8 protein-coding genes are annotated in these 13,177 nt (G+C 69.0%); 6 read left to right on the top strand and 2 right to left on the bottom strand.

Annotated features, from left to right (window positions below; all coding sequences use genetic code 11):
- The first annotated feature begins 34 nt into the window (after positions 1–34).
- From OG289_RS06770 to OG289_RS06750, 5 genes are all read left to right on the top strand, one after another.
- Complete coding sequence (locus OG289_RS06770; protein WP_327313087.1) at positions 35–1,867, top strand: RICIN domain-containing protein; 1,833 nt, start codon at positions 35–37, stop codon at positions 1,865–1,867.
- Positions 1,868–1,945: 78 nt separating this feature from the next.
- Positions 1,946–4,354: a ricin-type beta-trefoil lectin domain protein gene (locus tag OG289_RS06765; RefSeq protein WP_327313086.1), complete on the top strand. Its 2,409-nt coding sequence runs from the start codon at positions 1,946–1,948 to the stop codon at positions 4,352–4,354.
- A 67-nt stretch (positions 4,355–4,421) separates the two neighbouring features.
- Positions 4,422–6,404, top strand: a complete 1,983-nt coding sequence (locus OG289_RS06760; protein WP_327313085.1) for an alpha-L-fucosidase — start codon at positions 4,422–4,424, stop codon at positions 6,402–6,404.
- Positions 6,405–6,610: 206 nt separating this feature from the next.
- Positions 6,611–7,930: a ricin-type beta-trefoil lectin domain protein gene (locus tag OG289_RS06755; RefSeq protein ID WP_327320604.1), complete on the top strand. Its 1,320-nt coding sequence runs from the start codon at positions 6,611–6,613 to the stop codon at positions 7,928–7,930.
- A gap of 549 nt (positions 7,931–8,479) precedes the next feature.
- Positions 8,480–9,829 carry an extracellular catalytic domain type 1 short-chain-length polyhydroxyalkanoate depolymerase gene (locus OG289_RS06750; protein WP_327313084.1) on the top strand — a complete coding sequence of 450 codons (1,350 nt, stop codon included), beginning with the start codon at positions 8,480–8,482 and terminating at the stop codon, positions 9,827–9,829.
- 144 nt (positions 9,830–9,973) lie between these two features.
- Here OG289_RS06750 and OG289_RS06745 read toward each other — a convergent pair whose 3' ends face one another.
- Positions 9,974–10,111 (bottom strand): hypothetical protein, encoded by a 138-nt coding sequence (locus OG289_RS06745; protein WP_327313083.1) that lies wholly within the window; start codon positions 10,109–10,111, stop codon positions 9,974–9,976.
- Between the two features lie 134 nt (positions 10,112–10,245).
- On the opposite strand from OG289_RS06745, the gene OG289_RS06740 reads away from it, so the two are divergent.
- Positions 10,246–10,497, top strand: coding sequence for a hypothetical protein (locus OG289_RS06740; protein WP_327313082.1), 252 nt, complete (start codon positions 10,246–10,248; stop codon positions 10,495–10,497).
- A 221-nt stretch (positions 10,498–10,718) separates the two neighbouring features.
- On the opposite strand, the gene exaC is transcribed toward OG289_RS06740, so the two are convergent.
- On the bottom strand, positions 10,719–12,242 hold the full coding sequence (gene exaC / locus OG289_RS06735) for an acetaldehyde dehydrogenase ExaC (RefSeq protein ID WP_327313081.1): 1,524 nt from the start codon (positions 12,240–12,242) through the stop codon (positions 10,719–10,721).
- Positions 12,243–13,177 lie beyond the last annotated feature (935 nt).

Here is a 13,177-nt window from a genome sequence, read left to right as displayed (position 1 = left end):
GCACCGCCCACGCGCCGAACCACAGGAGGACCGAATGAGGACGAGAGCGAGGCCCGGCCGTCTGGTACTGGCAGTCGGCATCGTCTTGGGGTTCGTGCTGCAACTGCTGTCGACGGCCGAGGGCCGGGCCGCCTCGGGCGAGGTGCTGAGCGTGAACCTGGCGTCGACGCGGGGCCCGTCGACCGGCGTGGGTGAGGGGTTTCTCTATGGTTTCACGCAAGACGGCAGCCAACCGGTGGACCAGTTCGTCAAGCCGCTGGGGATCAACGCCTTCCGCGGCGGCGGATGGTTCTCCGGCGGCTGGATCAGGGACGGCTACCAGTACGGCTCGGCCACCCGGGCCGACCTCGACTCGATCACCGCGCAGGCGAAACGGCTCACCCGGCCGCCCTATCACGCGCAGTACCAGGTGCTGGTGAGCGACATCTACGGTGCGAACGGCGGCCAGCCGTCGAACACGCGGTACCCGTGCGACGACGGCGACTGCTCCAACTGGGTCAGCTTCATCGACTCCACGGTGGGAGCGCTGCAGGCTTCGGGGCTCAAGTTCTCCTACGACATCTGGAACGAGCCGGACATCTCCGCCTTCTGGACCCGTGGCGTGAACAGCACCCAGTACTTCCGGATGTGGGACACCGCCTACCGGGAGATCCGGCGCATCGCCCCCGGGGCACAGATCGTGGGGCCGTCACTCGCGTTCACCCCGCAGCGCAACCCGGGTGAATGGCAGACCTGGCTCGCGCACGTGAAGGCGGCCGGGACGGTGCCGGACATGATCACCAACCATAACGAGGGCGATGTCGACGACCCGGTCACCGTCGCGCGGACCCTGAACAGCGACCTGACCGCGGCGGGCATCGGTCCGCTGCCGCTGTCCTCGAACGAGTACCAGCCGGCCGACCGGCAGACCGCCGGGATGACAGCGTGGTACCTGGCGCGGTTCGCGCAGTCCGGGTACACCAACGCGATGCGCGGCAACTGGGTGTGCTGCGTCACCCCGAACCTGACCGGAGTCCTGACCCAGAGCGGGGGCAGCTGGCAGCCGACCGGCAACTGGTGGGCGCTCAGGGACTACGCCGACATGACCGGCACCCTCGTGGACACCTCCGGCCAGGTCGGCTCGACGGCGATCTCGGCCTCCGAGGACTCCTCGAACAAGCGCGCGGTGGCGATCATCGGCGACTCGAACGGGTACACCGGGGCCGCGTCCGTGACCTTCGACGGGCTGGCGTCCGTACCCTGGCTCGCGAACGCCGACGGTGTGAAAGTCACCGTGCACCGCATCCCGGACCAGGCGCCGCTTGCTGCCCCACAGACTGTGTACGACCAGAACGTGAGCACCTCCGGCGGCTCGATCACCGTGCCGTTCACGTTCCAGGGCGCGCACGACGCGTTCGCCGTCTATCTGACACCGGCCTCGTCCAGCGGCGGCGGCTTCCCCGACGGCTACCACCAACTCGTGGTCGCCGGCGACAGCCTGTGCATGGACGTGTACGGCAACTCCGGCAGCCCGGGCGCCGCGATCGACCAGTGGACGTGCAACGGGCAGAGCAACCAGCGGTTCCAGTTCGTGCCGGCCTCGGGCGGCTACGGCGAACTGCGGGCTCAGAACTCCGGTCAGGACGTGGCGGTCGCCGGCGGCTCCACGACGCCAGGCACTCCGGACATCGTGCAACAGGCACCCGGTACGGCGGCCAACAGCCTCTGGCTGCCGGTGCGGCAGTCCGACGGCTCCTACGCGTTCCAGAACCGGAACAGCGGCCTCTGCCTTGACGTCTACGGCGCCGGCAGCAACCCGGGTCAGCAACTGGACCAGTGGTCGTGCAAGAACGCGCCCGGCACGAACCAGGACTTCCTCCTGCGCTGACCACACAGCCATCGGGCCCTGTGACCGGACCCGCCACACCGGTCCCGGGACACCTCCCACCTGCGAAAGGAACCCACCGTGTCAGCATTCAGCCGGTTGTTCCGGCGCCTGCGCGCCTTTACGGCCGTGCTAGCGGGCCTCCTCCTGACCGCCGGTGGCATCGTGGGCACGGCCGCCACGCCGGCCCAGGCCGCCACCTCCATCACGATCAACGGCGCGTCCGGCGGCCGGACCTTCGACGGCGTCGGCGCGATCAGCGGCGGGGGCGGCAACAGCAGACTCCTGATCGACTATCCCGAGCCCCAACGCGGCCAGGTCCTCGACTACCTGTTCCGGCCCGGCTACGGCGCCTCCCTGCAGATCCTCAAAGCCGAGATCGGCGGCGACACCAACTCCACCTCCGGGGCCGAGCCGAGTCACCAGCACACCCGGTCCGACCTGAACTGCGACCGGGGCTACGAATGGTGGCTGATGGAGCAGGCCAAAGCGCGCAACCCGGACATCAAGCTGTACGGGCTCGCCTGGGGCGCACCCGGCTGGATCGGCGGCGGCAACTTCTGGTCCACCGACATGATCAACTATCTGCTCTCGTGGTTGGGCTGCGCCAAGCAGCACGGGCTGAGCATCGACTACCTCGGCGGGTGGAACGAGCGAGGCTACAACATCTCCTGGTACGAGCAGCTGCGCAGTGCGCTCAACACCAACGGCTACGGCAAAGTCAAGATCGTCGCAGCCGACTCGGACTGGTCGGTGGCCAATGACGTCAACTCCAACGCGGCGTTCGCGGCCTCGGTGGACGTCATCGGCACGCACTACCCCTGCGGCTACCGGTCCTCCCAGTCCAACTGCGCGGTGCCGCCGGCCGCCACCTCGTCCGGCAAACCGCTGTGGGCGAGCGAGAACGGCTCGGACGACTACAGCGCGGGAGCGCCGGCAGTGGCCCGCGGCATCAACCGCGGATACATCGACGGCCGGATGACCGCCTATCTCAACTGGCCGGTGGTGGCCGCGCTCACGCCGAACCTGCCGTACCCCACCATGGGTCTCGCCCTGGCCCCGCAGCCGTGGTCCGGCTACTACGCCATCGGCAAGAACGCCTGGGTGATGGCACAGACCAGCCAGTTCACCGCCCCGGGATGGCACTACCTCGACGCCTCCAGCGGCTACATCGGCGGCAACCGGAACAACGGCAGCTACGTGTCACTGAAGTCCACGAACAACTCCGACTATTCCACCGTCATCGAGACGATGGACGCCGGCAGCGCCCAGACGCTGAACCTCAACGTCACCGGGGGACTGTCCGCCAAGACCGTCCACGTCTGGTCGACCGACGTCAATTCCAACAACACGGCCGACCACTTCGTGCACGCCACGGACATCACCCCGTCCGGCAGCGGCTTCAGCCTGACCGTACAGCCCGGCCACGTGTACACCCTGACCACCACGACCGGACAGGGCAAGGGCACCGCCGCCGGTCCCGGCCGGAGCACGCTGAAACTGCCGTACAGCGACTCCTTCGACAGCTACGCCGCCGGAACCGAGGCCAAGTACCTCATGGACTGGCAGGGCGCCTTCGAGGAGGTGGGCTGCGGCGGCGGCCGCGGCGGCAAGTGCGTGCGCCAGATGAGCCCGCAGAAGCCGATCACCTGGGACGCGCTGACCGATCCGCACGCCCTGCTCGGTGACGTGAGCTGGAGCAACTACACCGTCTCGTCCGACGTGATGCTCGAACAGCCCGGATACGCCGAGCTGATCGGCCGTGCGGGCGGGCACGACTACGACCGCACCGGAGGGCTGAACGCCTATCACCTGCGGGTGAGCGACACCGGGGCCTGGTCGATCCTGAACTCGAACACCAACGGCAACGTCTCCACCCTGGCCCGTGGCACGACCGCGGCGCTGGGCACCAACCGGTGGCACACCCTGGCCCTCACCTTCTCCGGCACCACGATCACCGCCGTCATCGACGGTGCCACGGTCGGTTCCGTGAACGACCGCACCTGGGCCGGCGGGCAGATCGGCTACGCGACCAGCCAGGGCGAGACGGCGCAGTTCGACAACCTGTCCATCACGCCCGGCAGCGGCGGAAACGACGGCGGCACGACCGGCGCGATCGTCGGGGTCGCCTCCGGCCGGTGCGTGGACGTGCCGAACCAGTCGCAGACGGCCGGCACCCAGGTGGAGCTGTGGGACTGCAACGGCGGCAGCAACCAGCAGTGGACGGACACCTCGGCCGGTGAGCTGCGGGTCTACGGCAGCGACTGCCTGGACGCCGCGGGCCAGGGCACCACCCCCGGCACCAAGGTGGACATCTGGGCGTGCGACGGCGGCAGCAACCAGAAGTGGACGATCCACGCCGACGGCACGATCACCGGTGTCCAGTCCGGCCTGTGCCTGAACGCCACCGGCACGGCAACGGCCAACGGCACCTTGCTGCAGCTGTGGAACTGCACCGGCAGCAGCAACCAGAAGTGGACGCGCGACTGAACCGGCGACCGGCTGACAGCCACCGACTCCCGCAGCACCTCCGTCAATTCCCCCGAGAGGCCCCCACATGTCTTCCTCTTCTCTGCCTGTCAGCCGGCGTCGGCTGCTGGCGGCGGCCGGCGCGGCCACGGCCGTCGGCCTGCTGCGGTTCGCCCCCGAGGCCGCCGCGACCGACGGCCCCGGAAGCTACACCGCGAGCTGGTCCTCCGTGGACCAGCACCCCCCGGCCCCGGCCTGGTTCCAGGACGCCAAGTTCGGCATCTACTACCACTGGGGCGTCTTCAGCGTTCCCGCGTTCGGGAACGAGTGGTATCCGCGCAACATGTACATCGGCGGCTCGGCCGAGAACCGGCACCACATCGCCACCTACGGCGACCCCTCGGTCTGGCCGTACAACAACTTCATCGACGGCGCCCGCGACAAGGTCGGCAACCACGTGCAGTTCGCCCCGAAACTGGCCTCCCAGGGCGGCAATTGGGACCCGAATGCCTGGGCGCAGCTGTTCAAGGCCGCGGGCGCCAAGTTCGCCGGCCCGGTCGCCGAGCACCACGACGGCTTCTCCATGTGGAACAGCCGCTCCAACCCGTGGAACTCGGTCCAGCACGGCCCCGGACTCGACCTCGTGGGGCTGCACGCGCAGGCCATCCGCGGGCAGGGGCTGAAGTTCATGGCCTCGCTGCACCACGCCTACCACTTCAACGGCTACTACGACAACGTGCCGTCCCAGTCGGACCCGACGCTGCGCATCCTCTACGGCCAGCAGGGCCCGGCCGCGGAGAACAAGCTCTGGTACGACAAGCTGGTCGAGGTCATCGACGGCTACCAGCCGGACCTGGTCTGGCAGGACTTCGACCTGGGCCGGGTGCAGGAGTCCTACCGGCTCCAGTTCCTCGCGCACTACTACAACCAGGCGGTCGCGTGGAACAAGGACGTGGTCGCGACCTACAAGGACGGCCTCAACAACAAGGGCGAGGTCTTCGACTTCGAACGCGGCGGCCCGGCAGGGCTGCTCACCCCCTACTGGCTGACCGACGACAGCATCTCCTCCTCCAGCTGGTGCTACACGACGGGCATCGGCTACTACTCCACGCAGGCACTGCTCCACTCGCTGATCGACCGGGTCAGCAAGGGCGGCAGCATGCTGCTGAACATCGCTCCGACGGCCGACGGCACCATCCCCTCCGGGCAGCAGTCCATCCTGCTCGCCATGGGCGACTGGCTCGGCCGCTTCGGAGAGGCGGTCTACGCCACCCGCTCATGGGCCAGTTACGGCGAGGGCCCCACCAAGATGGGCGGAGGCTCGTTCAGCGGACCGGTGGCCGGCAAACCGCAGGACGTCCGGTTCACCCGCAGCCGGGACAACAAGGTCCTCTACGCCACCGCGCTGGGCTGGCAGGGCGGCACCATGACCATCACGACGCTGAACTCGAACCAGATCAACCTCAGCAGCCTGGCAGGCGCCAAACTGCTCAACAACACCGCCGGCACCTACATCGACCTGCCCGCACCGACCCAGGACGCTTCCGGCCTGCACCTCACCATGCCCTCGTCCAGCCCGCCGTTCAGCGCGCTGGCGTACACGGTCAAGCTCACCTTCTCCGGTGAGATCCCCGTCCTGGGCGCGCCGGGCGGCTCCACAACCTGGGTGAAGATCGCCAATGTGACCAGCGGACTGGTGCTCGACAGCGGGGGCAACGTCGCCTCCGGCTCCAACCTCAAGCAGTGGAACTACGACGGGAGCACCAACCTGCAGTGGCAGCTGATCGACCTCGGCAACGGCTACTACCGCATCATGAACCGCACCAGCGGCATGGCCGCCGACAGTTGGGGCAACGCCGCCAACGGCGCTCCCGCCCGCCAGCAGGCGTGGAACGGCGGCAACAACCAGCAGTGGTCGCTGGGCAGCCTCGGCGGCAACCGCTACCAGATCGTCAATCGGGGCACCGGCACCGCCCTTGACGGCAGCGGCAGCACCACGGCCGGCTCGACCACGGTGATGTGGGCGCCGAACTCCAGCACCAACAACGAATGGACCGTCACCGCCGTCTGAACCGCCCCGGCGAACAGTGCTCGCAACCGCCTCACCGAACCGGATCGACGCGGTGTCGCGGCCGAGGACGGCGTGGTCAAGGCGGCCATGGCCCTGTTCGCCTCGACGACGGCCTTGCAGCGCGACAGAAATCAACTCACGACCGACGCTCCCTGCCCATCCCCCGACCACGGAAGAAGGAGTGTATGAAACGCAAACCGCTCTTCATGTCCCTCGCGGCCGCGATCCTGCTCGTCCTGGCAGCTGCGGGAAGCTCGTTCAGCAGCGTCCTTGGCGCGCCCGCGTCGGCCACGACCGCCGGCGCCGTCCGCGCGACCGCCGGCTGCGGCAAGGCCCCCACACTGACGAGTGGTACACACACGATTCAGAGCGGCGGCCAGACGCGCAGTTACATACTGCGGGTGCCTGCCGGCTACGACAGCAACCACCCCTACCGGCTGGTCTTCGGTTTCCACTGGCGGGGCGGCACGGCCAACGACGTCGACTCGGGCGGAACGGACGGGTACAACTGGTCCTACTACGGCCTCCGGCGCCTGGCCGACAACGCGAACAACAGCACGATCTTCGTCGCCCCCCAGGGCAACGGCAACGGCTGGGCCAACCCCGGAGGCCAGGACGTGGCCTTCGTCGACGCCATGGTCAGCCAGATCGAAGCAGGTCTGTGCGTCGACACCACCCAGCTGTTCTCCGCCGGCTTCAGCTACGGCGGTGCGATGTCGTACGCCCTCGCCTGCTCCCGGGCGACGGTCTTCCGCGCGGTCGCGGTCTACTCCGGCGCGAACCTCAGCGGGTGCAACGGCGGCAATCAGCCCATCGCCTACATGGGTCTGCACGGCCTGAGGGACAACGTGCTGCCCATCTCGTCGGGACGGGAACTGCGCGACACCTTCGTCCGGACGAACGGCTGTACCCGGCAGAACCCGCCCGAGCCGGCCAACGGAAGCCTGACACACATCATCACCACCTACTCCGGATGCAGGTCCGGATACCCCGTCGTCTGGGCCGCGTTCGACGGAGCGGGCCACGACCCCGGTCCCATAGACGGTTCCACCGGTGACGGCTGGCGCACCTGGACTTCGGCAGCGGTGTGGCAGTTCTTCACACAGTTCGGCTCGAATCCGCCACCGCCACAGCCCTCCGGCAGCCAGGAAATCATCGGGCAGCCGTCGGGGCGCTGCCTCGACATCAACAACTCCACCACGGCCAACGGCACGCAGGCACAACTGTGGGACTGCAACGGCGGCTCCAACCAACGGTGGACCCACACCGCCGCAAAGCAGCTGGTCGTCTACGGCAACAAGTGCCTGGGCGTCGGCCAGGCAGCGGGCAACGGCACCCCGGCGGCGATCTGGGACTGCAGCGGGCAGGCGGACCAGCAATGGAACATCAGTTCCGACGGCGCGATCACAGCAGCGCAGTCGGGTCTCTGCCTGGACGCCAGCGGCCAGGGGACCGCCAACGGGACGAAAGTCCAGCTGTGGAGTTGCTCGGGCGGTGCCAACCAGCACTGGCGCCTGGAGAACTGACACACCGGGGCCAGGCACGGCACCGTGCGGGCCTGGCCCCGCAGACCAACTGGGGCGCCCACCTCAGCGCCGGCACGTTCCAGGAGGGCGTCGTCGTCCCGGCCACCCGTCGGACGCCGGCGGCAACGCGGTACAGGCCGACATCACCGCGGCCGGCTGTCGCTGAGCCGGGCCATGGCCGGGGCGGTGTCGCCCGCAGCCGCGCGGCACAGGCCCCTGGGCACGACCCCGAGCGGCTGCTCCCCGACGATGCGCAAGGAGGCGCGCGATGCACAGAACCAGCACCGCTCCAGGCAGGCAAGACCGTGGCCTACCTGACCCTGCCGAACGTCGGCTCCGACGCGGTGTCAGGCCAAGTGGCCATGCACATCTTCGCCACAGCCGTCGGCTGACCACCCACCGCCGGCGCACCAAAGGGGGCGAGGTTCGCTTCGGAGCCGCACCCCACCGGCACCGGCACCGACGCCGGACGCCCGGCCTGCCCGGTGTGAACCGTCGCCGGGCGAGCCACACCCGGCCCATACCGATCACCGGAAACGAGGTTCACTTGTGAGACGCATTCTGCGCGCGGTCCTGGCGATGGTGTTACTGCCACTGGCCGCAGCCTTCACGCTCCTGGTGCCCCAACCCGCGGCCGCGGCGAGCCTGACCCACATCACCGGCTTCGGGCGCAACCCCACCAACCTCAACATGTACCTCTACGTGCCCGACCACCTGGCGCCCAAGCCCGCCCTGCTGGTCCTGGTCCACTACTGCGGGGGCTCGGCGGGGGCGGTCTTCGGCGGCAACGGACACGACTACGTCACCGCCGCCGACCGGTACGGCTACATCATCGTCCTGCCCGAGGCCACCCGCGACGGGCACTGCTTCGACGTCTCGTCACCGGCGGCGCTCAGGCGTGATGGCGGCAGCGACTCCACCGGCATCATGTCGATGGTCGGCTACACACGGCAGCACTACAACGTCGACCCGGCCCGCATCGCCGTCAGCGGATTCTCGTCAGGAGCCATGATGACGAATGTGCTGGCCGCCGAGTACCCCGATGTCTTCAGTGCCGCCTCCGCGTTCTCCGGGGTGCCGGCGGGCTGCTTCGCCACCAGGGACGGTTCCCAGTGGAACGGCCAGTGCTCCGGCGGCAATGTCATCAAATCGGCTCAGCAGTGGGGTGACCTGGCCCGTTCCATGTATCCGGGCTACACCGGAGGCTACCCGCGCATGCAGGTGTGGCACGGCACCACCGACACGACCCTCGCCTATCCCAACTTCGGCGAGGAGATCAAGCAGTGGACCAACCTCCACGTCCTGAGCCAGACACCCGCCGCCACCGATCGGCCGCAGTCGGCCTGGACCCGCACCCGCTACGGCGGCACCGGCCCGCAGTCCCCCGTCGAAGGCATCAGCATCGCAGGCACGGGCCACACCCTGCCGCAGCCCGGCATGCTCGCCTACGCCATCACCTTCCTCGGTCTCGACAGCGGCGGCACCACCACCCCGCCGCCCAGCACCTCCGGTGAGCTGCATGCGGTGGGTGCGGGCAAGTGCCTGGACGTGCCGAACGCGTCGACGACGGGGGGTACGCAGTTGCAGATCGGGGATTGCCGGGGCGGGGCCGGCCAGATCTGGACCCGTACCGGGTCCGGGCAGCTGACGGTGACCATGTCGGGAACCACCTTGTGCCTGGACGCCTACAACAACCAGACCACCGCCGGCACCAAGGTGGACACCTGGCCGTGCAACGGCGGGGCGAACCAGCGGTGGAACCTCAACGCCGACGGGACCGTCACCGGCGCGCAGTCCGGCCTGTGCCTGGACGTCACCGGCGCCTCCACCGCCAACGGCGCCCCGGTCCAACTGTGGACCTGCACCGGCGGCACCAACCAGAAGTGGAACCTCGACTGACTCCACCACTGTCCGGGCCGGGCACGCCTCGCGGAGCGCACTGGGACTGGCCGGCATCGGCGGCTCAGGGTGAGCCAGGTGAGCCCGGCCCGCTGAACGGCGACCGGCAGGACGGGACCTGGGTGCGGAGGCCGAGCCCGGGCGTCAGACGGATCGTGCTGGAGTGGGGACTGGAGTCGGCTGCGCCCAGAAGTCGTTCACGCCGTCGTGCGCGGTGAGCCGGCCGTTGTACCGCAGCCGCCCGTCGGGGCCGGTGAAGCCGGTGGCGAACCGGCGCCACATGCACGGTTCCGGGATTCCCGACCGTCTGGTAAGGCCGCGTGGGACCCGCGCAACCTCCTGCGCTTCAACAAGAACATTCCGTCGGCCGTGTGATGCGTGGAGGCGCGCAGGCACAGCAGTCTCTGGAGCGAAGAATGGCACCCGAGTTGCACCACCGCGCCATGGAGCGGTCCGACGCGGCCCGCAACCGGGTGCGCCTGCTGGATGCCGAACGCGAAGGATGGCTCGGCGAGGTGGAAGGGCTGCAAGTGAGCCTTGCCGGAGCAAAGGAGAAACTCGCCCAACTTGACCGGCGCCCCGCCGGCCGCCGCATCGCCGACCTCGGCATCCCCACGACCACCGCCCCCGCCGTTTCGCACCAGCCCCGGCCAGAGGAACGAACGTGATTCCGATGTTCCACCAACGTGCGGTCCTGACGACAGTTCAGAGAAATCAACGGCCCTATAAGCGGGACCTTGGCCCGGATATGTCCCGGAACTGCTGGTCAGAGCTGGGCTACGAGTGGGGTATATCGGAAGTAAGGGAGCGTTTCGGCTTACTGCTCAGCCGTACTCTGTGGAGGGCGCCTGACGGGCATCTTGCCTGGTCAGGCGCCCCTTTTCTGTGTCTAGAAGAAGCCCAGCTTCTTCGGCGAGTAGCTGACCAGCAGGTTCTTCGTCTGCTGGTAGTGCTCCAGCATCATCTTGTGCGTCTCGCGGCCGATCCCCGACTGCTTGTAGCCGCCGAACGCGGCATGTGCCGGGTACGCGTGGTAGCAGTTCGTCCACACCCGGCCCGCCTGGATCGCCCGGCCCGCGCGGTACGCCGTGTTGATGTCCCGTGTCCACACCCCGGCCCCGAGGCCGTACGACGTGTCGTTGGCGATCTTGATGGCGTCGTCGAAGTCGTCGAACGAGGCCACCGAAACGACCGGACCGAAGATCTCCTCCTGGAAGATCCGCATGCGGTTGTCACCCTCGAAGATCGTCGGCCGGACGTAGTAGCCGCCCTTCAACTCGCCGTCGTACTCGGCGCGTTCGCCGCCCGTGAGGATCTTGGCGCCCTCCTTCCGGCCGATGTCGATGTAAGAGAGGATCTTCGCGAGCTGTTCGCCGGACGCCTGCGCGCCGATCATCGTGTCCGTGTCGAGGGGGTGGCCGGGTTTGATGAGCTCGGTGCGGGCGACGGCCGCCCGGAGGAAGTCGCCGTAGTTGCCGCGCTGGATCAGACCGCGCGAGGGGCAGGTGCACACCTCGCCCTGGTTCAGCGCGAACATGGTGAAGCCTTCGAGGGCTTTGTCGCGCAGGTCGTCGTCCTTGTCCCACACGTCGTCGAAGAAGAGATTCGGCGACTTGCCGCCCAGTTCCAGCGTGACAGGCTTCAGGTTCTCCGCGGCGTACTGCATGATCAGCCTCCCGGTGGACGTCTCGCCCGTGAACGCGACCTTCGCCACCCGCGGGCTGGACGCCAGCGGCTTGCCCGCCTCCTCGCCGAAGCCGTTGACGATGTTCACCACGCCCGGCGGCAGCAGGTCCGCGACCAGGCTCATCCAGTAGTGCAGGGAGACCGGGGTCTGCTCGGCGGGCTTGATGACCACTGTGTTGCCCGCGGCGAGGGCGGGTGCGAGCTTCCATGTGGCCATCAGGATGGGGAAGTTCCACGGGATGATCTGCGCGACGACACCGAGCGGCTCGTGGAAGTGGTATGCCACTGTGTCGTCGTCGACCTCGCTGAGCGAACCCTCCTGGGAGCGGACCGCGCCGGCGAAGTAGCGGAAGTGGTCGATGGCCAACGGGATGTCCGCCGCCAGCGTCTCGCGGACCGGCTTGCCGTTCTCCCAGCTCTCCGCGACGGCGAGGGGCTCCAGGTACGCCTCCATGCGGTCGGCGATCTTCAGCAGGATGTCGGAGCGCTCGGTCGCCGAGGCGCGGCCCCAGCTCGGCGCGGCCGCGTGCGCCGCGTCGAGCGCCCGCTCCACGTCCTCCGCCGTGCCGCGTGCCACCTCCGTGAACGTCTCCCCGTTCACCGGTGACGGGTTCTCGAAGTACTGCCCCCGAGCCGGGGGCACGTACTCGCCGCCGATGTAGTGGTCGTACCGCGCCTGGTAGGAGACGATCGCGCCCTCGGTGCCGGGCGCCGCGTAACGGGTCATCCTGTTCTGCCTCCCTCAGCAGCGCTGCCCGCCATTGGACAGCTCTCCGCGCGAGGCTAGAGACGCGGACGTTGCAGTTACGTTGCGGCGCTGGTCGGAGGAGGTGACCGCTTCCCTGGGCGACGGGTGAGGCTGTTGGGGGCGGAGGGGCAAGGAGGGACGGGAGGGGGAGGGGCAGGGGGGCGGGGCAAGAGAGGGGCGGGGCAGGGCGAGGGTCGACGGGCGAGGAGAGCGTCGGTCGGCGCGACGGGCGCCTCGGTCGGGTTGAGATCGGGTTGAGATCGGGTTGAGAGGAGCGCGCGGGTCGGCGGGCATGTCGGTCAGGTTGAGGGGTGCGGGGCGACAGGCGCGTCGGCGGGCGCGTCGTTCGGTTTGAAGGGGTGCGCTCGTCGGGTCGAGGAGCGTGTGGGCCGGGTCGACGGATGCGGCCACTGGGGTGGCGGGCGACGGGTGTGTCCGCCAGAGCCGCGGGAGCGTTTGCCGGGCAGACGGATGCGGCCACTGGTTTACGGGCGCCTCTCGCAGGCCCCGGGCGCGTGCGTCCGCAGGGTCGACAGGCGCTGCTACGGGGGCATGAACGCGTCGTGCCGGCGATGGGCGCCGCCCTGGCCGACACACGCATCGCGGTGCCCCGGCCGGCAAGCGCGGTGCCTCCCTCCGGCATGCGCGAAGCCCCGGCAGGCGGCTGTGGTGTCCCGGCCGGCATGTGTGGTGCTCCGCCAAGCGGGTGCGGTGGTCCCGGCCGGCATGTGTGGTGCTCCGCCAAGCGGGTGCGGTGGTCCCGGCCGGCATGTGTGGTGCTCCAGCAGGCGGGTGCGGTGGTCCCGGTCGGTAGGTGTGGTGCTCCAGCAGGCGGGTGCGGTGCGCCGGTTGGTAGGTGTGGTGCTCCAGCAGGCGGGTGCGGTGCGCCGGTTGGTAGGTGTGGTGCTCCAGCA

The sequence above is a fragment of the Streptomyces sp. NBC_01235 genome, assembly GCF_035989285.1.
Classification (GTDB): Bacteria; Actinomycetota; Actinomycetes; order Streptomycetales; family Streptomycetaceae; genus Streptomyces.
Note: the sequence above shows the minus strand (reverse complement) of the source record. Positions and strands in the feature narration are given on the sequence as shown.